Raw genomic sequence first — 24,192 nt, 5'->3', positions numbered from 1 at the left:
TAAATATTTTTGGAATCGTTTGCATTAATGGAGAGGAAGGGTGTAAGCGCATGTTCACTGACCAGGCAAAAAAAACAGCCTTCAAAAAAGCCTCAATCAGCGATTGGGAAAAGGCTGCGCAATCATCATTGAAGAATGCTTCCCTGAAAGGCCTTTACACTGATACGTATGAAGGTATTCAATTATCTCCCCTTTATACGCAACATCAAATCGATTATGGACGGTTAGACCAATACCCTGGAGAGGGCAGCTTTTTGCGGGGCTTTTATGATCCGGAGGAAAAACGCTGCTGGCGCATAGCCCAAACGCTGAAAGAGAATGATTGGGATAAATTAAAGCTTCAACTCGAAAGTTCCCTCCAACGCGGACAGGAGACAATTGCTTTTGACCCTTTGCAGCTTAAGAAGCCCGATGACGTATGCTTCAAAGAATTGAACGATATCATTGCATTGGATCGAATACCGCTGCTCATTTTTTCCGGCAGCCGTTTTGGCCTCATCGCCAAAAAGCTGCTTGCTTCAAATATTAACGTTGCGGGGGCAGTTGCAGCGGATATCGTATCAATGGACCTTTCCGAAGGTTTCATCCCTGACACCGACAGCGGGCAAATGAAAGATTGGGTTTCACAGATCAAGCAACTTGATCGGCAGCTGCCTCAGCTTCGTACGATCATGATTGATACAAAGCCATACAAGGAAGCCGGAGCCCAAGTGATTCAGGAACTCGGTGTTTCTTTGGCATTGGCAGTGTTTTATATTGAACAAATGAAAAAAGCGGGATGGACTCCGGCAAAAACGGCATCCAAACTGATTTTTCGATTTGCCATCGGCAGTGATTTTTTTATGGAACTGTCAAAACTCAGGGCTTTCCGGGTACTTTGGAAGACGATTGCCGATGCATACGGAATACCGGCAGGTGAACAGCCGGTTCCTATTAGTGCAGAAACAGCCAATCTTACAAAATCTGTACTGGATCCCTATGTGAACATACTCCGTGCGGGAAACGAAGCATTTGCCGGAATTTTGGGAGGAGCCGATTACCTTCATGTAGGGCCATTTGATGAATTGTCAGGGCGGTCCACCGATTTTTCAATGAGAATCGCCAGAAATACTCAACTTCTTTTGAAAGAGGAGTCGTTTTTGGGCCAGGTTGTCGACCCGGCTGGAGGCTCTTATTTTATCGAGACATTAACATCAAGTTTAGTCCATCAGGGATGGAGGTTTTTCCAGGAAATTGACAAGAAAGGCGGAATGATTGAAGTCTTGCTGACAGGGTGGCTTCAAGGGAATATTAAAAGAACGAGCGCCGGTAGATTGATAGATATGGAAACGAGAAAGTGCCGGGCTGTCGGCGTGAATGTCTATGCCATGGCCGGCGAGCAGGTCCGTTTTCCGGCGGAAGACAGCTCATCTTGCGCGGCAAGAAAAGGGAGGATGAAAGCCGAGCCGCTGCCGGGAGTAAGGCTTGCGGAGAAGTTCGAAAGCCTGCGGCAAAGGTCGCACAAGCTGGCGCTAAAAGGAGAAGCTCCATCTGTAGGCCTGATCTGTCTTGGGGAATTGAAGTCATATAAACCGCATGCGGACTTTGTTTCGGGTGTTTTGGCTACAGCAGGAATCCAAGCTGTCTGGAGTGAGGGCTTCCGGGACTTGACCGGCATCAAGCGGTACATTGGAGAATCTCCGGAAAAAGATTTTTGTTTGTGCGGGCCCCCTTCCCTTTATCCGGAATTTGCCGCAGAAATCGGACGCTGGGTAAAAGAAAATTTGCCAAATGTCCGCCTGGATATTGCCGGCAGTTTTACCGAAGAAGAATTAGCGTCACTTCAAATGGACGGCACCTTTTATTCCGGTCAAAATATTTTTGAAAAGTTGAATGGAATGTTTAACCGATGGGAGGCGGATATAAATGGATAAAAAGCCTGACTTCCAATCGATTGAACCCAAATTTGCGGGGTCTCCCAAAATTCAGAAGGCTTTTAAAAACAGCAGCTTTGAAACAAATGAGCAAATCAGTATAAAAGCTTTATATACGAAAAAGGATCTCGAGCAAGTAGAGTATGCAGATACAATGCCGGGGATTCCTCCGTATACACGCGGACCGTATCCGACGATGTACGTAAACCGTCCATGGACAATCCGGCAATATGCAGGGTTTTCAACCGCCGAGGAAAGCAATGCCTTTTACCGCCGCAATTTGGCGATGGGACAAAAAGGGCTGTCTGTTGCATTTGATCTGGCTACGCACCGGGGCTATGATTCAGACCACCCGCGGGTAGAAGGAGATGTCGGAAAAGCAGGGGTGGCCATCGATTCCATCCTGGACATGAAAATATTATTTGATGGAATCCCGCTTGACCAGATGTCGGTCTCAATGACGATGAACGGTGCTGTCATTCCGGTGCTGGCATTTTACATCGTGACTGCTGAAGAGCAGGGGGTACAAAAGGAGCAGCTATCGGGTACGATCCAAAATGATATTTTAAAAGAATATATGGTAAGGAACACGTATATCTATCCTCCGGAAATGTCGATGAGGATCATCGGAGATATTTTTGAATATACGTCCAAATATATGCCGAAGTTCAACAGCATCTCTATTTCAGGATATCATATGCAGGAGGCGGGGGCTCCGGCGGATATAGAGCTGGCCTACACTCTTGCAGATGGGTTGGAATATGTGAGAACAGGCTTGAAGGCAGGCCTTGGCATAGATTCGTTCGCCCCGCGCCTTTCGTTTTTCTGGGGAATTGGGATGAATTATTTCATGGAAGTGGCAAAGCTGCGGGCGGCAAGAACGATGTGGGCAAAGCTCATGAGCCCTTTTGAGCCGAAAAATCCCAAGTCATTGGCGCTTCGTACGCATAGTCAAACGTCCGGATGGAGTTTGACGGAACAGGATCCTTATAATAATGTGATACGGACGTTAATTGAGGCGCATGCCGCGGCTATGGGACATACCCAATCCCTTCATACGAACGCTCTTGATGAAGCGATTGCCCTTCCGACGGATTTTTCGGCACGGATTGCCCGGAATACACAGCTTTTTTTGCAGGAAGAAACCGGCTTGACGAATGTCATTGATCCATGGGGCGGATCGTATTACGTCGAAACATTGACCGATGAGCTGATGAAAAAGGCCTGGGCCCACATCGATGAAATTGAAGAGCTTGGAGGCATGACGAAAGCGATTGAAACCGGGCTTCCCAAAATGAGGATTGAAGAAGCTGCCGCAAGACGGCAGGCATTAATTGATTCCAAAAAAGAAACAATCATTGGAGTAAACCGCTACCGTCTGGAGCATGAAGAAGAGATTGATATATTAAATATAGACAATACGGTCGTAAGAAAGAAGCAGCTTGAGCGGATCAGGCAGCTCAAGGAGCAGCGTTCCGAAGGAAGGGTCCAGGAAGCTTTGAAAAAGCTTTCCGAAGGAGCAGCGGGCAGCTCGGAGAACCTTTTGGAGCTTGCTGTTGACGCTGCAAGGGAAAGGGCGACGCTGGGCGAAATTTCTTCCGCCATTGAAAAAGCTTGCGGCAGGCACAAGGCGGTAATCAGGTCAATCAGCGGTGTATACGGCTCCCATTTTTCCAACGAGGAGGAAATTGCCCTAATAAAGGAAATGACTGATGAATTCATGGTAAACGAAGGGCGGAGGCCAAGAATTTTAATTGCCAAAATGGGCCAGGACGGACATGACCGCGGAGCGAAAGTCATTGCGACCGCTTTTGCTGATCTCGGCTTTGACGTGGATATCGGTCCTTTGTTTCAAACTCCCGAAGAAACGGCGAGGCAGGCCGCTGAAAATGATGTCCACGTCATTGGAGTCAGCTCCCTGGCTGCCGGCCATCGGACTTTGCTGCCGAAGCTGATGGAAGAACTGAGAAAAATCGGCAGGGAAGATATCATTGTGGTCATTGGCGGTGTCATCCCTCCGCAGGACTATGATTTCCTTAAAAAGAACGGCGCCTCCGCAATTTTCGGCCCGGGAACGGTCATTCCTGTCGCTGCCCAAAAGGTGATCGAAGAAATATATGCCAGGCTTGGTTATGAGGAAGCGGGCGAGCTTGATGAATGAAGATATCCGGAAGAAATTCATCAGGCGAAAGCCGATCGAAAAAAGTGTCGATGACATAATCGAAGGATTGCTCTCGAGGGACCGCACCATGCTATCAAGGGCTATCACTTTGATTGAAAGCAATGCCGGCCGCCATAAAAAACCGGCGGAGGAAATGCTGCAGCGCCTGCTTCCATTGTCGGGCGACTCAATCCGGATCGGCATAACAGGGGTTCCGGGGGCCGGAAAAAGTACGTTCATTGAAGCTTTTGGCCTTTTGTTATGCAATAAGGGCCACCGCGTGGCGGTCCTTGCGGTGGATCCAAGCTCAACTTTGCATGGGGGCAGCATATTGGGGGATAAAACACGGATGGAGCGGCTGGCAAATCACCCGAATGCTTTTATCAGGCCTTCTCCCTCCGGAGGGACACTAGGCGGTGTACACCGGAAAACCCGAGAGACAATCATTGCTTGTGAAGCCGCGGGCTACGATGTTTTATTGATCGAAACGGTCGGCGTCGGCCAGAGTGAAGTGATGGTCAGGGGCATGGTAGACTTTTTCATGCTGCTTGTCTTAACAGGGGCAGGCGATGAATTGCAAGGGATGAAAAAAGGGATCATGGAGCTTGCGGATGCAATCATTGTAAACAAGGCTGACGGCAGAAACCTGGAGCTGGCCAAAAAAACACAGAGGGAGTATAAACAAATCCTGCATTTTCTGAAGCCGGCGACAAAAGGGTGGACAACCCCGGCTCTCACCTGTTCCGCTTTATATCAAGAAGGGATCGACGAAGTTTGGGAAATGGTCTTAAGGTATATGAAGTTGACTAAAGAGTCGGGCCTGTTTTTCGAAAATCGTCAAATACAGGCGAAGGAATGGCTTTATGCCCAAATCAAAGAACAGCTGGAAAGCTCCTTTTTCGGAAATGACAAAGTCAAGACACTTGTGCCCGAGATTGAAAAGAAGGTAATGGATGGGGAAATGACTGTCACTAAAGCAAGCGGCCTTTTGTTCGATGTTTTTTATGATAAATGAAAGAACATTAAAAAGGGACAGCCCTTTGGCTGTCCAATAAAACATCTAGGGAGTTTAGGGGTATGGACTAGATGTATTTTTATCATACCCGAACTTTTTGCAGTTAAACCAAAACTTTTGATGAAATTCTGATATTTGATAAAACAGCCGGCAAATTGTTATGATAGCAGTAGTAAAACTATGAATGTTTTTGAAAGGGGAATGTAATAGATGAGCATGGATTTTAATTTATATGTCAATGATATCGTTCGCCAGGCCCGTGAAGATATGGAACAGGCCGGCTATGAACAGCTCCAAACGCCGGAAGAAGTGGAGGAAGCACTGTCAAGAAAAGGGACAACCCTCGTTATGATCAATTCCGTATGCGGCTGTGCCGGAGGAGTGGCCCGTCCTGCAGCGGCGCATGCGATTCACTATGATAAGCGCCCTGACCACCTTGTAACGGTGTTTGCCGGCCAGGACAGGGAAGCGACGGCGAAAGCGAGAAGCTATTTCACTGATTATCCGCCATCTTCTCCTTCTTTTGCTTTATTGAAAGATGGGAAAATCTGTACAATGGTAGAACGCCATGAAATTGAGGGGCACGACCCGATGTCTGTTGTAAACAAACTTCAGCAATATTTTGATCAGTATTGCGAGGAAGTTTAATTTTTTCAAAATGAATCAGTTTTCACCCTAAGAGCAAACTAATAAGAAAAGCGCAAGCGCCTTGCCCATCGACGTACAGACTGGAGTGCCTCCGACGAGATAAAGGAAACACGGCGAGGAACGAGCCGTTGTTGACTTATCGTAGGAGGAGGTGCGAAGTCTGCTAGTCGATAGGCGCTGGAGCTAGACAACAAAAATCTTTGTTCAAAATTTTAAAGCTAAAACATCTTATACTTTCTTACTCAGTAAGAAAAGCGCAAGCGCCTTGTTTAGTGCGGGCAAACAAGACGATTCCCGAGGAGGCAGTTCGTAAGCGAACAGGGAAGCGGCTTGATCCTTGCGGGGCTATGCGCTGGAGCTGGACAAAAAGGGTGAAAAACGTGCGTGTTTTTTTGGTTTTATTTATACTGGCTGGTTCTCCATTTTGGCCGTTCGATGCTGAATTTTTGCCGGGAGATCCATTAATCATTGTAAATAAGAAAACGAATGAACTTGCTTGGGTCGACCAAGGGGAAATCCGATTGCGGACCAAAGTGGCGACGGGGAAAACGAACGATCTGACCCCTGAAGGAATATTTACGGTAAAGGTAAAAGCGGTAAACCCATATTACCGGAAAAAGAATATTCCGGGGGGCGACCAGCGAAACCCGCTCGGGTCGCGATGGATCGGCTTCGATGCAAAAGGGACGGACGGGAGGATCTACGGCTTGCATGGGACAAATCAGCCACATTCAATTGGAAGCTATGTTTCGGAAGGATGTATCCGCCTTCCGAGAATGTCCCTTGAAAGTCTGTATGCCCAGGTGGAAGCCGGAGTACGATAAAAGGCCTTGCCGACAGCAGGGCCTTTTTCCAATATGCAGCATACTGGTCCCTTTATTATGCTCATAACATGAATGACAATCCGGCCATCACTGTGGTGGCTATCATGGCAAACAGCATTAAGTATATGATCAGTCGTTGGACTTTTTTGTTGGACAACTTCTTCACTCCTTGTCTCTTCACTTTACATTCTATTTTATATTGAATATTTTAAAGAGACAAGCATGTATCATAACTCTGCTGCCAGAGGGGAAACATCGGAACGGAGGACAAGCGCATGGAAAAAGTGGATCATATCGGCATAGCGGTCAAGTCGATTGACGAAGCAATGGTGTTTTACACAGAGACGCTCGGTTTTCGCTGTACGGCCATTGAGGAAGTGAAAACCCAACAGGTGCGCGTTGCTTTTATTGACGCGAATAATGTGAAAATAGAACTTTTGGAATCGCTTGACGAAAAAGGCCCGATTTCAAAATTCATTGAAAAACGCGGAGAGGGAATCCATCATATCGCAATAGGCGTTCAATCCATCGAAGAACGAATATCCGAACTGAAAGAAAAAGGCATTCGAATGGTGGATGATGTACCGAAAGAAGGTGCCGGCCAATCTCTCGTCGCGTTCCTGCATCCGAAATCCGGACATGGCGTCTTGTATGAACTATGTGAAAAAACACACATGGAGGAGAAGTGAGTTGACGGATATATACGATAAGATCAATGAACTGTATGATCGCCGCAGGGAGGCAGAACTTGGCGGCGGAGACGAACGGATTGCGAGACAGCATGAAAAGGGGAAGCTGACGGCAAGAGAAAGGATCGAACTGCTTTTGGATGAAGGCACATTTGTCGAACTGAACCCCTTTATAGAGCATCGATCTTCTGATTTTGGACTGGAAGAAATGAAATATCCGGGTGATGGAGTAGTCACCGGTTACGGGAAAATAAACGGCCGGCCGGTTTATCTTTTTTCACAGGATTTTACCGTTTTCGGCGGGGCGCTTGGTGAAATGCATGCTGAAAAGATTGCAAAGGCGATGGATTTGGCGGCGAAAAATGGGGCCCCTTTTATCGGGCTGAACGATTCCGGGGGTGCGCGGATCCAGGAAGGTGTCGTTTCACTTGACGGGTATGGCCATGTCTTTTACCGCAATGCGATTTATTCGGGGGTCATCCCGCAAATTTCTGTCATAATGGGACCATGTGCCGGCGGGGCCGTATATTCTCCCGCGATTACCGACTTTGTTTTCATGGTCGATAAGACAAGTCAAATGTTTATCACTGGGCCGAAAGTGATAGAGACTGTTACAGGTGAAAAAATTTCATCTGAAAACCTCGGCGGATCGAAAGTACATAACACAATCAGTGGAAACGCGCATTTCCGGGCGGATAGTGAAGAAGAGGTCCTTTTAATGGTGAGAAAGCTGCTGACTTACCTTCCGCAAAATAATCAGGAGAAGTCCACAAGAGAAAAATGGATTGCCGGAGACGAGCTAAGGCCGGATTTGGCTGATGCTGTGCCATATGATGCCGTAAAGCCTTATGATGTACGCGAAGTCATCGGCCAAGTCGTTGACGACAATTCCTTTTTTGAAGTCCAGAAGGAATTTGCCAAAAACATCGTCGTCGGCTTTGCCAGAATCCGCGGGGAAGCGGTCGGGCTTGTATGCAACCAGCCCAAGTTTCTTGCCGGCGGCCTTGATATTGACTCGTCGGATAAAGCGGCAAGGTTTATCCGCTTTTGCGACTCCTTTAATATTCCCATTATTACGTTTGAGGATGTCACCGGATTTTTTCCCGGTGTGAAACAGGAGCATGGAGGAATCATCAGGCATGGGGCCAAAATCCTCTATGCCTACTCCGAAGCGACGGTGCCGAAAATTACGGTCATTTTGAGAAAAGCTTACGGCGGAGCCTACGTGGCGCTGAACAGCAAATCGATCGGTGCCGACTTGGTTTTTGCCTGGCCAAATGCAGAGATAGCGGTCATGGGGCCGCAGGGAGCGGCTAATATCATATTTGCCCGTGAAATTGCCCAAAGTGAAAATCCTGATGAGACAAGAAATCAAAAGATCACGGTGTACCGGGAAAAATTTGCAAACCCGTATGTAGCGGCTGCCCGGGGAATGGTGGATGATGTCATTGACCCTCGTGAAACAAGACTGAAATTGATCCAGGCTTTAGAAATGTTGCATAATAAACAGGAAGAAAGGCCACGGAAAAAGCACGGAAATATCCCATTATAGACCAGGAGGAGTAAAAGCATGATCAACGAAAAGCGGTTGCTCGATGAATTTCTCGAATTGGTGAAGACAGACTCGGAAACAAAGAATGAAGCGGCTATATCCAAGCTGCTCAAGAAAAAATTCGAGGACCTTGGAGTAGAAGTGTATGAGGATGATACGAAGGAGCAGACGGGGCATGGGGCCGGCAATTTAATCTGTACCCTTAAAGGAACAAAAGACGATGCAGCACCGATCTATTTTACCTCTCATATGGATACGGTCGTTCCGGGCAACGGAGTGAATCCATCCATCAAAGACGGATATGTCGTGACGGACGGGACGACAATTCTGGGAGCGGATGATAAGGCAGGGCTTGCAGTCATGCTGGAAGCCGTAAGGACTTTGAAAGAAGAAGACATTCCGCATGGGGATATCCAATTCATCATCACTGTGGGAGAAGAATCCGGATTGGTCGGCGCCAAAGCCCTCGATTCCAAGCTTGTCAAAGCCGAATACGGTTTTGCTTTGGACAGTGACGGACCTGTCGGGGATATCGTTGTGGCAGCTCCGACCCAAGCGAAAGTAAAAGCGGTTATCCATGGGAAAACGGCACATGCAGGTGTCGCTCCGGAAAAAGGGGTATCGGCCATCACCATTGCTGCAAAGGCGATTGCAAAAATGCCGCTTGGCAGAATCGACGAGGAAACGACAGCCAATATAGGAAGATTTGAAGGCGGCAAAGCAACGAATATCGTTGCCGACCGAGTAGATTTACTGGCGGAAGCCCGTTCTCTTGTAGAGGAAAAAATGATCGCGCAGACTGAAAAAATGAAGGCAGCTTTTGAGACGACGGCCAAGGAGATGGGCGGAAGCGCAGAAGTTGAAATACAAGTCATGTACCCCGGCTTCAAATTTTCAGACGGTGACCATGTTGTTGAAATTGCCAAAAGAGCTGCCCAAAAAGTCGGGAGAAAGCCGCGTTTATTGGCAAGCGGCGGCGGAAGCGATGCCAACATCATTGCGGGATTCGGCATTCCGACGGTTAATTTGGGTGTCGGATATGAGGAAATCCACACAACGAATGAACGGATGCCAATCGCGGAATTGAATAAACTGACTGAAATGGTTGTTGCGGTGATTGAAGAAGCGGCAGCCAATTAAGGGTTGATGGGAAGATGAAGAAATTTTATCCGAAAAGCGGACGGGTAATTCTTCATGTAGATATGAACAGCTTTTTTGCTTCGGTAGAAATTGCGGATGATCCTTCTTTGAAAGGAAAGCCTTTGGCGATTGCCGGCGATGCCAAACAAAGAAAAGGGATCGTTGTCACATGCAGCTACGAAGCACGGAAATACGGGGTTAAAACGACGATGCAGGTTTGGGAGGCGAAAAAGCTTTGCCCGAAGCTCATCGTCAAACAACCGGACCACGAGCGCTATCGGCTTGTTTCAAGAGCCATTTTTGACCTTTTGCGAAAGTACAGCGATCTTGTCGAACCTGTATCCATTGATGAGGGATACGTTGACATTACGGATTGCCAGGAGCTTGGGAGCCCGGTTCAGATAGCCGAAATGATCCAGAAGGATTTATTGAACACTCTTGACCTGCCATGCAGTATTGGAATTGCTCCCAATAAGTTTCTCGCTAAAATGGCTTCCGACATGAAAAAGCCGTTGGGAATCACTATCCTGAGAAAAAGGGACATACCGGCCGTTCTTTGGCCTTTGCCGGTTATTGAAATGCACGGGATTGGGGAAAAAACAGCAGAAAAACTGGGGGCTATCGAAGTAAAAACGATTAGGGATCTGGCCCGGGCAAATGATTGGCAGCTTCAATCCGCCATCGGCATCCGCGGACTCCGGCTGAAAGAACGGGCAAACGGGATAGACTCCCGGAAAGTCGATCCTGAAGCGGCCGCTGTGAATAAAAGCGTCGGCAGTTCGATTACATTGCCGAGGGATATTTCCAATCAATCTGAGCTTCTTTCTGTTTTGGAAAAGCTTTCGGCCAATGTGACAGCCAGGCTGAAGAGAAAACAATATGTGACAAAAAACGTTTCTGTCATGATTAAATATAAAAACCGCGAAACCATTACCAGAAGCAGGATGCTTGATAACCCGATTGTTGAGCCCCATGAAATTTTCAAAGCTGCAAAGACGCTGTTTATTAAAAACTGGAATGGCCATCCGGTTCGGCTTTTGGGGATTACAGGACAAGACCTGTTAAAAGCGGATCATGCTTTTGAACAGCTGAACTTGTTCTCTTATGAAAAAGAGGCAAAAAAAGAGCCGCTATATGATGCCATCAATCGGATGAAAAAGAAATACGGCTCTTCGATTCTGCGTACAGGTTCCGAAGGCTCCCATCCTGAAAATAAAAAGGAATCCTGATCATTTTCTTTTAAACATATTTTTAACGAGCGAAAAGGGAACTTTTTTGTTTTTTGTTTTCTTTTGCAACCCGGATAATTTGGATGGCTTCTTTTTGATAAAAATGTCTTTTTTATCAATGGCATGCTGATAAGTAAGAACAAGCCCTATATCCGTTGAGTGGTCTTTATCCCTTACAATGGAAAAAGGGATTTTCTTTTGGCGTGCCTTTTGTATATAATCGGACAAGAAGGAATAGCCCAGTTCGCCATTTAGCAAGAGGGTGGTTTTCGGATGTTCGTTCATCAGTTTTTCAACCTCGGGATAGATGCCCGGTTCCATCACTTGGCTTTTTGTGAGGGCGACTACTATCCTTTCCCTGATCGTACCGAGAAATTTCTTCCGTTCCTCAAGTTTTGTCTGCTTCGGGCCGTACATTCCTTTTTCCAAATAGTCTTCAATATTGGCGCGTTTCAAGAGCAACACCTCCGCGATAATATATTCCGTTGAAATGGTCCGGGTGAATGCCGCCGTGCGTTATGTCACCCATCAATAATATGTAAATTTGAAAGATAGAAGGCAGGTGAGCTGATGAATCTTCTGTTTCTCGGCACAGGCGCAGGGGTTCCAGGAAAATTGCGGAATGTATCTGCACTGGCCTTAATGCTTTTGGAAGAAAGAAATGCGGTTTGGTTGTTCGACTGTGGCGAGGCAACGCAGCACCAAATCCTGCATACATCATTAAAACCAAGGAAAATCGAAAAAATATTCATTACCCATCTCCACGGGGACCACATTTTCGGTTTGCCGGGATTATTGGGCAGCCGTTCCTTTCAGGGCGGGACTTCAGAGCTGATTGTTTACGGACCGAAGGGAATTCGGCAATTTCTTGAGGTTTCGCTTAAAGTGAGCGGAACGCACTTGAAATATCCACTCACTATCATAGAGTTCGATGACGGCACGATTTTCGAAGATTCTCAGTTTAAAATCGAAGCTTTGCTTTTGGATCATGCTGTTCCGAGCTTTGGATTTCGCATAACCGAAAACGACAAGCAGGGGGCGCTGGATGCAAAGAAGCTCATGGAAGCGGGTATACCGCCCAGCCCCATTTATAAGCAGCTGAAGGACGGAGAAACTGTCACCCTTGATGATGGAAGAACCATCAACGGAAGAGACTTTGTCGGACCGCCCCAAAAAGGCCGTATCCTCGCCATACTCGGCGATACACGCCCATGTAAAAACGCTGTTGAACTTGCACGGAATGCCGATCTGTTAGTTCATGAATCCACTTTTTCGGGGGAAAATGAAGAAATGGCAAGGGAATACTTCCACTCTACTACGCTTCAGGCGGCTGAAATTGCCCGGGAGGCGAATGTGCGGATGCTTTGCCTGACCCATATCAGCTCCAGATATACAAAAGAAGACTGGAAACAGTTGGAGAAAGAAGCGCAGTCAATCTTCCCTGAAACAAAAGTAGTTTCGGATTTTGCAAATATAGCCATACCCTCTGTTTGAAGGTATGGCTGTTCTATACGGGGTTATTTCGCCCATGCGGTCACTGGGGACCGATGCCAATAACCGATTTAAGTTTGATCCGGATTTTTCCGCTTTTCCTATTGTCCAGCTCCAGCGCCTATCGACTAGCAGACTTCGCACTGAATGTGCTCCTGCGGCGCAGCTTACTCTAGGAGATATAGGCGAACATCATAGCCAAGCTGCACGACGCCAACTCAAGGAAGCACCACACGAAGCCATCTCAAGTAGTAGCTTTCCTACGATAAGTCAACATCGGCTCCGACGCACAGGATGTGCTAGTGCAGGCGAAGCGACAGGACGTCGCTGCTTGAGCCTGCGTTCCTCGCCGTGTTGTCTGGCTGCGAGTGCCATCGGCGCAAGGATTAAGCCAATCGCTGCTGAAGGCAAACTACGCCTTCTTCAGCGCTCGTCTAGCTTTGCGCCGATAAGCAGGCACTCTCCGCCTTTCCTTATCCTTTATCTCGTCGGAGGCACTCCAGTCTGTACGTCGATGGGCAAGGCGCTTCCGCTTGTCTCATTACCAGCCCCGTTGATATTGCACCGGAGGTTCGATTTCATAGCCAAGCTCTTCAGCAGCGGTCCTTGGCCAGTATGGATCCCTTAAAAGGGCGCGTGCGAGGAAGATAAGGTCGGCGCGGTTATTTTGCAATATTTCTTCTGCTTGGATCCCTGTTGTGATCAGGCCGACAGATCCTGTGGGGATTTCTGCTTCCCGCTTGATTTTTTCGGAAAATGGCACCTGGTAGCCAGGATATGTTGAGATTTTCGCCGGAGCGACAGCTCCTGAGCTGACATCGATCAAATGAACCCCGTCTTCTTTCATCCACTTAGCCATCATTACATAATGGGAAGGATCCAAGCCTTCCTCAAGATAGTCATTGGCTGAAACCCGGACAAAGAGCGGCCCGTCCCATACTGCTTTTACCTCTGCGATCACTTCTTTTAAAAAGCGGTAGCGGTTTTCCATGGTTCCGCCGTATTCGTCCGACCGATGGTTGGTGATCGGCGAGAGGAACTCGTTGATCAGATAGCCATGAGCCCCGTGAATTTCAATAATATCAAAACCGGCCTGTTTGGCCCGTTCCGCCGCTTTTCCAAACGCTTTGACAGTTTCCTTTATATCATGGACGCTCATTTCCTTCGGCGTCTTCATTTTTTTATTAAAAGGGATTGCGGAAGGAGCCAGGATTTCGCCTTCAAGCTCTGCTTTCCTCCCAGCATGGGCGATTTGGATGCCTGCCTTCGCACCATGTGCTTTGATCATTCCGGCAAGCTTCGTCAATCCTTCTACATGCTCATCGCTCCAAATCCCCAAATCCTGCGGGCTGATCCTTCCTTGGGGAGTGACCGCAGTCGCCTCCACGATAATCAGGCCGACTCGCCCGACAGCGCGGCTTGTATAGTGGGTATAATGCCAATCATTGGCCATGCCGTCTTCATTATGGCAGGAGTACATGCACATAGGAGACATGACAATGCGATTTTTCAATGTTACATTGTTTATTTCATATGGTTCAAACAGTTTCACAGCCATTCAGTAAAAGCCCCTTTCGTCATCTGGTCATTCATTTATTATACCAAGATGGGGTAAAAGAAACCCAATGGCATGCTCAGACCGGGTGTTTCGATTCATGGATTTGGCCCAGGCGCTTTGATTGCTCTGCTGCTGCCTTGATGCATTGAATAAAGGCTTCTTCGACTTTGTTCCTTTGGAGCACTTCGATTCCGGCTTCCGTTGTTCCGCCCGGACTTGTTACAGCTTTGCGCAGCTCGGAGGCAGCGCAGTCCGAGGAGCTCAACATTTCTGCAGCTCCTGCCAATGTTTGGAGAATAAGCTGCTTTGCCATATTGGAATCAAGGCCGATTTCCCGGGCGGATTGCTCCATCGCTTCCACTACATAGTAGATGTAAGCAGGGCCGCTCCCGGAAAGGGCAGTTATGGCATCAAGCTTGTTCTCTTCGACAACAGCAGTTATTCCAATAGATGAAAACACTGTAGCTGCAAGTTTCTTTTGCTGATCGGAAACACGCTGATTGAACGAAACAGCCGTCGCTGATTTTCCTACGCTTGCGGATGTATTCGGCATGGCCCTTGCCACAGCGCACGGCACTTTTAATTTTTCTTCCATAAATGCGATGGATATGCCAGCCATGACGGATATGAAAAATGTATCCATTTGGATGTATGGCTGGATCTTCTGAAGGACGGCGTCCGCATCTTTCGGCTTCACTGCAAAAATGACAATGTCGGCGCCTTTGATCAGTCCTTCCATGTCATATGTCGGCCGGATTCCGTAACGGCGCTCAAGCTGTTCCAGTTTCGCCCGGTCCTCACGGTTGGTGACAAGGATGTCTTTCCCCCGGCAAATATTTTTTTCAATTAAACCGGCAATGATTGCCTCTGCCATGGATCCGGCCCCGATGAATGAAATCTTCATATGTTCTCCCTCCATTTAAAAAAGCGCAAGCGCCTTGTTCAGCGCGTATAAAAAACAAAAAACCCTTCATCCATCAAAGGACGAAAGGGTTGACTTTCGCGGTACCACCTTTATTAACTGCCAACGAAAAGCAGTCATCTCAAACCCTGTAACGCAGGGGGGACGGTCAGTTTTGGCTGACAGCTCACTTGGGCAGGTTCGATAAGATAGTGGATGATGGAGCCTTCCAGCCGCTGGACTCCAATCTCTTTCATCATTTGCTTATCTACTGATCCCGATCATCGCTGTTTTAAGTCAAGTTTATATAAGATTATGCTGACAGAATACAAAATTGTCAAGGGATATAGATGAACAATTCCCTGTTTCTATCCAAATATAATGACATTATACGCAAAAATCGATAAACTATACATGTTTATGTTATGAATTCTTTTTTAAAAGTAAAGAAAGCAATATCTAGGTTCATTTTTCCACTCAGAAAGTATGCTATGTCTAGCTCCAGGCGCCATCGGCGAAAGGATCAAGCCGAATTGCTGTGGTGGCTGAAAAGCTCCCTCATCAAAATTCGGCTTGTGCTTGACGCCTAAGGCTGCGCGCCTTGCGCTTTTCTTAAAAATAATGAAGTTGAGGGATAAGTATGGACGAGAAAATTTTTAAGCTAGTTTTGCCAACACCGTTTGACGTGGGGGACGTCAATGTTTATCTTGTCAAAGGAGATTCTCTGACCTTGATTGATGCAGGAGTCAAAACCGAAGAGGCATGGGAAGCATTTAAGAAGCAATTCAAGGAAACAGGCTTTGAGCCCAGAGATATTGAACAGGTCGTATTAACGCACCATCATCCGGATCATGCAGGGCTGCTCGAATGGCTGCCGGAAGATATTCCTGTATACGGCCATCCATATGTCCGCCCGTGGATTGAAAAAGACAAAGAGTTTATAAGATCATATGATCAGTTCTACAGCCGCCTTTTCACTGAATTTGGCATGGAGGGGGACTTTGAGAAGATGCTTGCAGCTTTGAAAGCACCTCTCCGGTATTTGGCAAAGCGTGCGCTGACTTATGAAATTGAAGAGGGGGACGTCATTCCAGGATTTGAGAATTGGACGGTATTCGAAACACCGGGGCATGCGCAAAGCCATTTGGCTTTTTACCGTGAAGAAGACGGGACGCTGATTGCAGGGGACCACATCCTTGCGTCTATTTCTTCCAATCCGCTGCTTGAACCATCTCTTGACCCTTTAAAAGAACGCCCAAAGCCGCAGCTTCAATATAACAGGTCACTTCGTAAAATGCTGGATTTGGAGATCCGCGAAGTCTTTACGGGCCATGGGCCTGAGGTGAAAAAGGCGCACGAATTGATCGAACGCCGCCTTTCAAGGCAGCATGACCGCGCCATGCAAGTGCTGGAGCTGCTGAAGGAAAAGCCGTTCACAACATTTGAATTAACGAAAATCCTTTTTCCTGCTGTCTATGAAAAACAGCTCGGACTGACATTGTCTGAGACGACAGCCCAGCTTGATTATCTTTTGTCAAACGAAGCAATTACGAAGCGAGTAAACGATGATGGTACGGCTTATTTTTCTGCCTGATGGAGAATAGACAATGAGAAAAAATGAGCGCTTAAAAGGGAAAACGGTTGTTATTACTGGAGCTTCGGGGGGATTGGGTGAGCAGACTGCTTACCGGTGTGCAGCAAGCGGTGCAAATCTTGTACTGCTTTCCCGCAATGTGAAAAAGCTGGAAGAGATGGCTGAAAGTATCCGTGAAAAATACGGCGTAAGCTCCTTGGCCTTGAAGCTTGACATCTCCAGGCACGAGGACATTCCGGCTGTTTTTCGGGCCATTTTTGAAAAAGCCGGCCACATCGACGTTCTGGTTAATAATGCCGGTTACGGAATATTTGCCGAGGCGAAAGACGTGACACCGGCGGATGTTGAGGGGATGTTTGCCGTTAATGTCGTCGGGCTGATTGTCTGCACAAAAGAAGTGATCCCTTCTATGAGGAAAAGAAAATCCGGGCATATCATCAACATTTCCTCGCAGGCGGGAAAGCTGGCCACCCCAAAATCGAGCGTGTATTCAGCGACGAAGCATGCGGTTTTGGGCTACACAAACAGCTTGCGTATGGAACTGGCCGGTGACGGCGTTTTTGTGACGGCCGTTAATCCGGGCCCTATGGCTACGAATTTTTTTGATCTTGCGGATCCGAGCGGAAACTATGTCAAAAACCTGGGCCGGCATATACTGTCCACTGAAAAGGTGGCTGAAAAAGTTGTGGATGCGATGCTGACGAACCGCAGGGAGATCAATTTACCCGGCTGGATGAACGCGGGAAGCATTTTGTATGCGATATTTCCGAGGCTTGTTGAACGCCTTGGAAAAAAAGCATTTTTTAAAAAGTAATTTGGTGGAGCTATGGGTGCCCGTTAATCTTTTAAATTGCGAAACCCGGTCGCAGATTGTTCAACGAAATAGACAATCCCTAAAATTGTTCAGGTCTCAAGGGAGGTCTATTTCTTTTTTTCTTGTGATAGGTAAGGCCACCACTAATTAATTTCGGCATTTATAATTCTTTTAAAGGGAATAGTAAGAGTCTCTTCATTATGAACCATTTTTAACCAACCTTCATGTATATCTACTTTTTGAATCCACCCAAAAAAGTTTGCAGGCCCATGTTTTTTTGCATAAGTAATCGTAACAGCCTGCCTTGTTTCAATTGATTTAACGATTACACGATTGATTTCTTGAAGCTGATCGTTGTCTAGTATGGCAGGGGTAAATTCTTGCTGTTTACGCCTTTCCTCCAATAACTGCTCCCTATGTTCAGGCAGCATCATTCTACTTGATTCCCAACGTAAATTGTAACCGGGAGTGAGCTTATTGGCTCTCATTTATAATGACCTCCAATTTTGTGCGCTCTCTCATGAGCTTGCCCGGCATTTGTGATAGATGAAGCCCTATATATGGCAGTACGTCCATATTTATCCCAGATGCTATCTAGCGCTGTATTCAACTGCTCTCGATAAAGGTAGTTGTCAAATAAATCGATCTGATACTGATGGGCTGGCTGAAGATGAGACAGAGACACTCCTAAGCTTCGGATAGGTTGGCAATCCCAGTATTTTATAAATAATTTGTATGCTGCATGAAAAATGTCCAGGTCGTAATTGGTTGGAACCGGCAGCGTCACTTGCCGATTAAATCCAGTAGGACAATTAAAGTCTGCACCCCTGACGCTGCATGATACAGTTACACCCATATATCCTTTTTTTCGACATCTTCGAGCGACCTCGGTACATAATTCAAGGAGTACTATTTTTATGTCCTCTATTTTCGTGTAGTCTCTGGGCAAAGTCATATGATGGCCAACTGCTTTTTGTTGGTTATGGGTCTTGACAGTGACGGGCGAATAGTCGATCCCATTGGCTGTCTGCCATAAAACCTCTCCATTAATGCCCCATCTTTTCTTCAGCAATTCAACTGGAAATTTAGCCAGTTCTCCAATTGTAGAAATTCCCATTCCTCGCAAGTGTTTCCCCATTTTTTCACCTACACCAAGTGTCTTTTCAATTGGCAATTTCCATAGTTGATCGATATTATCTTTATCTAATCGAAAAATGCCAACCTTATTTTTCTTGGCAAAATGATCGCATGCCATTTTGGCCAGCACTTTATTAGGACCGATGCCGATTCTTGAGTAGACGCCTATATCATTCAGTATTTTTATTTGCAGTTTTTTAGCCATCTCAAATTGATGGCCAAATATTCTTTGGCTGCCTGTGACATCCATAAACTGCTCGTCTATTGAATATGGTTCGACTAAATCAGTAAATTCTTCCATGATTCGGCTAATTTGAAGAGATACATCGATGTACAGCTGCATGTGAGGGCGGACCACTTCTACATGAGGGCACTTTAACTTTGCGGACCCTAAAGTCTCGGCAGTCGTGATGCCGAACTTTTTGGCTAATGGACATGCAGCTAGAACAATTCCGCTTCTGCGTTCCGGATCTCCTGCGACGATTACAGGTTTATCCTTTAATGAGTGGTCACGAACCTTTTCAACTGATGCGTAGAACGATTGGATGTCTGCAAGGAAAATCACTTTATTCTTCATTTAGTTATCTCCCACCTTTAAAACAGAACATATATTCGTATCTTTATTATATGGGAATGTATGTTCTTTTAATACTGGGAATTAATGTATTTTATCACAAGAGGAGAAGGTAAAGTTCAATAAAGGACCGAACCTCTGCAGAAATTTTTTAGCATAATTGTAAGATAATCCATCCCCGATCGTCTAATATGTAGAGGAGAGGAGGGACGGTGTGAAGGAATATTCGATTGAAGACTGGTTTGAGAAATACGAGCGGGATATTACAAGCTTTCTTATTTACTATACAGGGTTTACAGATGTGGAAGACTTGGTACAGGACACTTTCCTGATCGCAATCAATAAAATTTCCAAATTCAAGGGGGACTCCAATCCGAAAACCTGGTTAATAGCCATTGCGAGAAACATTGTGATAGACCGTTATAGAAGAAAAAGAGTCTGGCAGAGGATCAAGCATTATTTCACCTCCGATCAGGAGCAGGTCCCCGGATCGGAGGACATCATCATCCAAAGCCAGGAACAGCAGCAATTATACGATGCCATTGAACGGCTTTCTCCCCAGCAAAAGGAAGTGGTGATATTGCGGGGGATTTTGGAACTGTCATCCAATGATACTGGTGAAATATTAAAATGCAGCCCGAACAATGTTAATGTTACTTATCACCGTGCATTGAAAAAATTGAAGGAATTATTGGAAGAGGAGGGGTTTGATTTTGAGGGAAACAGAGCAAATCAAAGAAAGTCTAAAGAGCCTTCCTAAATATTCATTATCGAAAAAGCAGCGGCAAAATATATTATCGAAATTGCAGCAAAACAGCACTTATAAAGGAAAAAGCTTTAAACCAGCAGTGGCCATCGGTTCTCTTTCAGTCATTTTATTTATTCTGGTCTTTTCGCAGTTTGGAGGAAATTTTATTCAGGAACTCGCAATGAACAGTGAATCTTCCGAGATGGAATCTTCCATCGCCGACAAGGCTGAAATGTCGTTGGATATGGAGTATGCAGCGGAGGGGCGCACCTTTACACTCCCGGATACAAAGCAGGAAGTCTTCGGCATTGAAGGAAAAGTCGGGATTTTAAATGTCTTTGACCATTTCGTCGCGGAAGATCCGAGAAGGGTTGCCAAGCTTATGATTTTCTTTTGGGGAAATCCCGAAGAGCTTGCCGGGAAGGATTATGAGATAGAAGCGGCGAACAATAATGAAAGGATCATTTTATCAGAAGGCATATTATCGGAGGGTCTTTACGGGGACGATGCCCATGTGTTGACACAATTTACGCCTTTTCCCGAGGAAGGGTTATGGCAGCTCTCGTTTTATGTGGATGGCCAATTATTTGATAAATTTTCATTGGAAGTCCTGCCTCCATTCCCTAAAACGGAAAACTATACGCTTGAAAAATCTCCAAAAGAAATGGATATTCGCAAAGAAACAGACATGACGATAGAAAGTTCAGGGAAAGATAAAAAGAAAATTGGCGTACAATTATTAAATGAGGATGGAAAAACAGTGTCTGAGCATACTTTTGTGCAAGAGACCGAACATATTGATGCTTCGACGAACAGTCCTATTTATATATACGGCGGAAAACTGTCTTTTCCGGAGAAAGGGACCTGGAAGTTAAAAATTGATGGAGAAGAAACAGGAAGTTTCGAAAACTGAAATTGTGCTTCTCGTTTAGGCTTCCAGTACAAACCCTCCTAAAAAAAGAGCAGGAAGGATGATAGAAAAATGGTCAACATTACCTTAACTCCCGAAGCAGCCAATCAAATCAAAAAAAAGCTTGCAGGCAGGGATTTGGACCTGAAGCTGATGTATGACATCGATGGCTGCTCCCTCAGCGGCATTCCCACCCTCAGGCTTATGGATAAGCAAGAGAGGGGAAGTGACGAGATATCGGTGCAGACAAACGAAATGCCTGTGTGGGTGGAGAAATCAAAGCTTATTTTTTTGATGATCATCTTGAAATTGATTTTTCTGAACAGAGTCATACCTACCAACTTGCCAGCGCCGCTGAAATCTTGAACGGCAGAATGAGCCTGCTCGATTAGCTGGATGTACCGGCCAATTGATAATAGCCGGTATTGATTGGCCTGGAGACGGCAGGAGCGATCAGGTCAATCGCTTCAGTCAGTTTGTCAAGGTCGATTCCCGTATCGATTCCCATGCGCTGCAGCATATAGACGACATCCTCCGTTGCCACGTTTCCGGTAGCTCCAGGAGCAAAAGGGCAGCCGCCGAGTCCGCCTGCTGATGTATCAAAGCGGTCGATGCCCGCTTGCAGTGCGGCAAAAATATTGGCCAAGGCTGTCTTTCTAGTATCATGGAAATGAGCCGCAACCATCAGTTCAGGAAGTTCCTTTTTGACCTTTGAAAAAAGTGAAAATGATTCGGTCGGCACAGCCATGCCGATCGTATCAGCCACGCTCAGCTCATCCACACCGGCTTCTGCAAATTCCCGGCAGAGCGATACTGTATCGGATTCCGCTATTTTTCCCTCATAAGGGCAATAAAAGGCGGTAGAAATACAGGCCCTGACGAAATAGTTCTTCTTTTTCAATTCGGATATGACAGGTTTTAATTCCTCCATGCTTTCTTTCGTCGGCTTGTTGATATTTTTCTTGTTGAAGGTGTTGCTGACGCCTACAAATACTGCAACCGATTTGACGGAGGTTTCCCTCACCCGGTCAACGCCGCGGCGGTTTGGAGCCAGCACGATGCTTCTGACCCCGTCAGGGGCGGTATGAACGATTTCAGCAGCATCGCGCATTTGCGGAACCCACTTGGGGGAAACAAAGGAAGTGATTTCCATTTCTTTGATTCCTGAAGCCGCCAACAGCCGGATGAATTCTTTCTTCACATCGGTATCCACAAAACTTTGTTCGTTCTGAAGGCCGTCTCTGGGACCGACTTCAATAATGGTCACATTTTTTGGTAAATTCACGTAAATACCCTCCCTAAGCCAGAAAAGCCGGATTATGCGTATCCGGCTTTTCGTGGTGTTGTTAGGTTTTGTTGGTCATTTTAAGCTAAGCAGCTTTTGCTTCAATTCGTTTTCCATTGTGACAAGCTCCTGCTCGGCCTGGGCGCGTTTCGTCCGGCCTTCTTCCTGGATCTTGATCGTTTCTTCCAGCGTGGAGATCAGGCTGGCCTGTGTTTTTTTCAGAGTCTCGATATCGACAAGGCCGCGCTCGTTTTCCCGGGCTGTTTCCAACGTATTGGATTTAAGCATTTCAGCATTTTTAAGAAGCAAATCGTTCGTTGTTTTTGATACCTGTTTCTGTGCTTCAACAGCCTGCCGCTGGCGGAAAAGGGAAAGTGCAATCGCAATTTGGTTTTTCCAAAGCGGGATGGCCGTCACAATCGATGTTTGGATCTTTTCGGCCAAAGCCTGGTTCGTGTTCTGGATCATCCGGATTTGCGGGGCGCTTTGAATCGTTATTTGCCTGCTTAATTTAAGGTCATACAGCCTTTTTTCAAGCCGGTCGGCAAATTGGATCATATCATTTACATCCTGAAATGCCATCTGGTCCCCTGAGGCTTCCGCCTTTTTCTTCAGGGCAGGAATCGTTTCCGTCCGAATCTCCTCAAGCTTTACCTCGCCCGCTGCAATAAAAATATTCAATGCATGGAAATATTCTTTGTTTTTCTCATACAATTGCTCCAACATCTGTATATCTGAAATAAGCACATCTTTTGATTGATTCAGCTTCACGCTGATCCGGTCGATCTGGGCGCCGGTTTTTTGGTATTTTGACATCGTTTCCTGGATGGAGTTCGATATTTTGCCGAACATTTTCGAGAAAAAGTTCTTTTTCTCTGGTGAAAGCTCTTCGGGATTAATGGATTTCAGTTTCCCCATCAATTCATTCAAAATATCGCCAATCGGCCCGATATCCTTATTTTGAACATGGTCCAGCATGGAGCTTGAAAAATTGAGAAGCTGTGACTGCGCCTGCGTACCATATGAGATGATCGCCTGATGATTGGAAGGATCAATTTGCTTTGCAAGATCCAATGCCCGTTTTCTGCTTTCTTCCGGCAGGGCATCCACAAGCTTGGCTGGCTTGGGGGCAGCGGGCTCCGCCGATTGCGGCTCCAGGGCAAGCTCCTGCTCCCCGAACGGATTGGCAAGCAGATCATCCAATCCATCCGTAAATTCGTCTTTCAATACTTTTTCATTCAATGGTTCACTCATTCTTTCGTGCTCCTTTCATCATCAAGGGGGTGGTATTCCAATTTTTTCAGCGAGTGTTTTGCAACATCCAACTCGAATTGTAATTCATCTACATCCGTTGACAATACATGGTAAATGTCTTTTTTAATGGATTCATTCAGATCTTCGAGAGTGCTTTGCGTTTCTTTCAGCGATAGATAGATTTGATCATTTTTCACCGGTTGGGCAGCAAGCCGCGCATACCGCTCAGATATTTCCACAACCGAGTCAAGATGGTAGAAGAAGAAGCGCTCCGACTGGTAAAACCTGCGCGGGTCTTTTTTGACAATGGAGTACATCCTTTTCACCAGTCTGTTTAGTTCATACAGCTGCTTGAAGGCTCCCATCGTCCTGACGGAAAAAAATGATTTTTGCAGGCGCGTCAGCTTCTTTTTGGCTTCCTGCAGATTTTTCTGGATGTAGGCATACTCTTTTCTGGTCAGCCTGTTCTTTTTTAAAAACCGGTAGTCTGAGACGAACTTGACCCCGTAGAATGTCAAAAAGCCCGCCAGGATCGAGATGCCTGAAGACGCAAGAAAGCCCATGTCAAAGCCCAAGAACAAAATAAGCCATATAAGAACTGCTTCAGCAGTAGCTAACATCCCCAGAAAAAAAGAAAAAACTGATTTCAAGCTGCATCCACTCCTGTCCATACTTGCTTATATCTTTAAATACGGTTGTCATCTATAGAAGTTTCATTATCTTCATTATAAGGAATTCAAAGATTTATTGAAAGA

Annotated in this window: 24 protein-coding genes; 15 read left to right on the top strand and 9 right to left on the bottom strand. The window is 46.3% G+C overall.

What is annotated here, in order from left to right; all coding sequences use genetic code 11:
* The first annotated feature begins 50 nt into the window (after nucleotides 1-50).
* The 5 genes from D4N35_RS00545 (at nucleotide 51) to D4N35_RS00525 (ending at nucleotide 6,561) form a co-directional block, all read left to right on the top strand.
* Nucleotides 51-1,913 carry a methylmalonyl-CoA mutase family protein gene (locus tag D4N35_RS00545; protein ID WP_120068327.1) on the top strand — a complete coding sequence of 621 codons (1,863 nt, stop codon included), beginning with the start codon at nucleotides 51-53 and terminating at the stop codon, nucleotides 1,911-1,913.
* On the top strand, nucleotides 1,906-4,074 hold the full coding sequence (scpA, locus tag D4N35_RS00540; RefSeq protein ID WP_120068324.1) for a methylmalonyl-CoA mutase: 2,169 nt from the start codon (nucleotides 1,906-1,908) through the stop codon (nucleotides 4,072-4,074). Before D4N35_RS00545 ends, scpA begins: the two co-directional genes overlap by 8 nt.
* Nucleotides 4,067-5,089: a methylmalonyl Co-A mutase-associated GTPase MeaB gene (gene meaB / locus D4N35_RS00535; protein ID WP_235870252.1), complete on the top strand. Its 1,023-nt coding sequence runs from the start codon at nucleotides 4,067-4,069 to the stop codon at nucleotides 5,087-5,089. Before scpA ends, meaB begins: the two co-directional genes overlap by 8 nt.
* A 210-nt stretch (nucleotides 5,090-5,299) precedes the next feature.
* A complete protein-coding gene (locus D4N35_RS00530; RefSeq protein ID WP_120068317.1) occupies nucleotides 5,300-5,737 on the top strand; it encodes a BrxA/BrxB family bacilliredoxin in 438 nt (145 codons plus the stop codon).
* A 380-nt stretch (nucleotides 5,738-6,117) separates the two neighbouring features.
* Nucleotides 6,118-6,561, top strand: coding sequence for a L,D-transpeptidase (locus D4N35_RS00525; RefSeq protein ID WP_430722756.1), 444 nt, complete (start codon nucleotides 6,118-6,120; stop codon nucleotides 6,559-6,561).
* Nucleotides 6,562-6,622: 61 nt separating this feature from the next.
* On the opposite strand, the gene prli42 is transcribed toward D4N35_RS00525, so the two are convergent.
* Nucleotides 6,623-6,727: a stressosome-associated protein Prli42 gene (gene prli42, locus D4N35_RS17960; protein WP_306463590.1), complete on the bottom strand. Its 105-nt coding sequence runs from the start codon at nucleotides 6,725-6,727 to the stop codon at nucleotides 6,623-6,625.
* 109 nt (nucleotides 6,728-6,836) lie between these two features.
* On the opposite strand from prli42, the gene mce reads away from it, so the two are divergent.
* The 4 genes from mce to D4N35_RS00505 are packed head-to-tail and all read left to right on the top strand — an operon-like array spanning nucleotide 6,837 to nucleotide 11,171.
* A complete protein-coding gene (gene mce, locus D4N35_RS00520; RefSeq protein ID WP_120068310.1) occupies nucleotides 6,837-7,250 on the top strand; it encodes a methylmalonyl-CoA epimerase in 414 nt (137 codons plus the stop codon).
* A 1-nt stretch (nucleotide 7,251) separates the two neighbouring features.
* A complete protein-coding gene (locus tag D4N35_RS00515) occupies nucleotides 7,252-8,802 on the top strand; it encodes an acyl-CoA carboxylase subunit beta (protein ID WP_208646251.1) in 1,551 nt (516 codons plus the stop codon).
* 18 nt (nucleotides 8,803-8,820) lie between these two features.
* Nucleotides 8,821-9,942, top strand: coding sequence for a M20/M25/M40 family metallo-hydrolase (locus D4N35_RS00510; protein ID WP_120068305.1), 1,122 nt, complete (start codon nucleotides 8,821-8,823; stop codon nucleotides 9,940-9,942).
* A gap of 14 nt (nucleotides 9,943-9,956) precedes the next feature.
* On the top strand, nucleotides 9,957-11,171 hold the full coding sequence (locus D4N35_RS00505) for a DNA polymerase IV (protein ID WP_120068302.1): 1,215 nt from the start codon (nucleotides 9,957-9,959) through the stop codon (nucleotides 11,169-11,171).
* Here D4N35_RS00505 and D4N35_RS00500 read toward each other — a convergent pair whose 3' ends face one another.
* On the bottom strand, nucleotides 11,172-11,636 hold the full coding sequence (locus D4N35_RS00500) for a YueI family protein (protein WP_235870246.1): 465 nt from the start codon (nucleotides 11,634-11,636) through the stop codon (nucleotides 11,172-11,174). It lies immediately after the preceding gene.
* Between the two features lie 105 nt (nucleotides 11,637-11,741).
* On the opposite strand from D4N35_RS00500, the gene rnz reads away from it, so the two are divergent.
* Nucleotides 11,742-12,665, top strand: coding sequence for a ribonuclease Z (gene rnz / locus D4N35_RS00495; RefSeq protein ID WP_120068296.1), 924 nt, complete (start codon nucleotides 11,742-11,744; stop codon nucleotides 12,663-12,665).
* A 538-nt stretch (nucleotides 12,666-13,203) separates the two neighbouring features.
* On the opposite strand, the gene namA is transcribed toward rnz, so the two are convergent.
* Together namA and proC are read right to left on the bottom strand one after the other, a co-directional pair.
* Nucleotides 13,204-14,220 carry an NADPH dehydrogenase NamA gene (namA, locus tag D4N35_RS00490; RefSeq protein WP_120068293.1) on the bottom strand — a complete coding sequence of 339 codons (1,017 nt, stop codon included), beginning with the start codon at nucleotides 14,218-14,220 and terminating at the stop codon, nucleotides 13,204-13,206.
* Nucleotides 14,221-14,296: 76 nt separating this feature from the next.
* Entirely contained in the window at nucleotides 14,297-15,124 is an 828-nt protein-coding gene (gene proC / locus D4N35_RS00485; RefSeq protein ID WP_120068289.1) for a pyrroline-5-carboxylate reductase, read from the bottom strand.
* Between the two features lie 637 nt (nucleotides 15,125-15,761).
* On the opposite strand from proC, the gene D4N35_RS00480 reads away from it, so the two are divergent.
* Together D4N35_RS00480 and D4N35_RS00475 are read left to right on the top strand one after the other, a co-directional pair.
* Nucleotides 15,762-16,715, top strand: a complete 954-nt coding sequence (locus D4N35_RS00480; RefSeq protein ID WP_120068286.1) for an MBL fold metallo-hydrolase — start codon at nucleotides 15,762-15,764, stop codon at nucleotides 16,713-16,715.
* Between the two features lie 13 nt (nucleotides 16,716-16,728).
* Nucleotides 16,729-17,529 carry an SDR family NAD(P)-dependent oxidoreductase gene (locus D4N35_RS00475; protein WP_120068283.1) on the top strand — a complete coding sequence of 267 codons (801 nt, stop codon included), beginning with the start codon at nucleotides 16,729-16,731 and terminating at the stop codon, nucleotides 17,527-17,529.
* Between the two features lie 143 nt (nucleotides 17,530-17,672).
* On the opposite strand, the gene D4N35_RS00470 is transcribed toward D4N35_RS00475, so the two are convergent.
* On the bottom strand, nucleotides 17,673-18,017 hold the full coding sequence (locus tag D4N35_RS00470) for a YolD-like family protein (RefSeq protein ID WP_120068280.1): 345 nt from the start codon (nucleotides 18,015-18,017) through the stop codon (nucleotides 17,673-17,675).
* Complete coding sequence (locus tag D4N35_RS00465) at nucleotides 18,014-19,243, bottom strand: DNA polymerase IV (RefSeq protein WP_120068277.1); 1,230 nt, start codon at nucleotides 19,241-19,243, stop codon at nucleotides 18,014-18,016. Before D4N35_RS00465 ends, D4N35_RS00470 begins: the two co-directional genes overlap by 4 nt.
* A 211-nt stretch (nucleotides 19,244-19,454) precedes the next feature.
* Here D4N35_RS00465 and D4N35_RS00460 point away from each other — a divergent pair, with 211 nt between their 5' ends.
* From D4N35_RS00460 to D4N35_RS00450, 3 genes are all read left to right on the top strand, one after another.
* Nucleotides 19,455-20,000, top strand: a complete 546-nt coding sequence (locus D4N35_RS00460) for an RNA polymerase sigma factor (RefSeq protein WP_120068273.1) — start codon at nucleotides 19,455-19,457, stop codon at nucleotides 19,998-20,000.
* Nucleotides 19,954-20,901, top strand: a complete 948-nt coding sequence (locus D4N35_RS00455) for a hypothetical protein (protein ID WP_120068270.1) — start codon at nucleotides 19,954-19,956, stop codon at nucleotides 20,899-20,901. Before D4N35_RS00460 ends, D4N35_RS00455 begins: the two co-directional genes overlap by 47 nt.
* A gap of 69 nt (nucleotides 20,902-20,970) precedes the next feature.
* Nucleotides 20,971-21,264: an iron-sulfur cluster biosynthesis family protein gene (locus D4N35_RS00450; protein ID WP_120068267.1), complete on the top strand. Its 294-nt coding sequence runs from the start codon at nucleotides 20,971-20,973 to the stop codon at nucleotides 21,262-21,264.
* A gap of 22 nt (nucleotides 21,265-21,286) precedes the next feature.
* On the opposite strand, the gene D4N35_RS00445 is transcribed toward D4N35_RS00450, so the two are convergent.
* The 3 genes from D4N35_RS00445 to D4N35_RS00435 all read right to left on the bottom strand — a co-directional run bounded on the left by D4N35_RS00445 (nucleotide 21,287) and on the right by D4N35_RS00435 (nucleotide 24,087).
* The gene (locus D4N35_RS00445) at nucleotides 21,287-22,189 is read right to left on the bottom strand and encodes a hydroxymethylglutaryl-CoA lyase (RefSeq protein ID WP_120068264.1); all 903 of its coding nucleotides are present in this window, start codon (nucleotides 22,187-22,189) and stop codon (nucleotides 21,287-21,289) included.
* A gap of 69 nt (nucleotides 22,190-22,258) precedes the next feature.
* Nucleotides 22,259-23,437 carry a toxic anion resistance protein gene (locus tag D4N35_RS00440; RefSeq protein WP_120068262.1) on the bottom strand — a complete coding sequence of 393 codons (1,179 nt, stop codon included), beginning with the start codon at nucleotides 23,435-23,437 and terminating at the stop codon, nucleotides 22,259-22,261.
* Nucleotides 23,434-24,087 carry a 5-bromo-4-chloroindolyl phosphate hydrolysis family protein gene (locus D4N35_RS00435; RefSeq protein WP_120068259.1) on the bottom strand — a complete coding sequence of 218 codons (654 nt, stop codon included), beginning with the start codon at nucleotides 24,085-24,087 and terminating at the stop codon, nucleotides 23,434-23,436. The genes D4N35_RS00440 and D4N35_RS00435 overlap by 4 nt, the downstream gene beginning before the upstream one ends.
* Nucleotides 24,088-24,192: the final 105 nt, after the last annotated feature.

The organism is Siminovitchia fortis, assembly GCF_003605365.2.
In the GTDB taxonomy this organism is placed as follows: Bacteria; Bacillota; Bacilli; order Bacillales; family Bacillaceae_C; genus Siminovitchia; species Siminovitchia fortis.
This window is presented reverse-complemented; position numbering and strand designations above follow the sequence as displayed.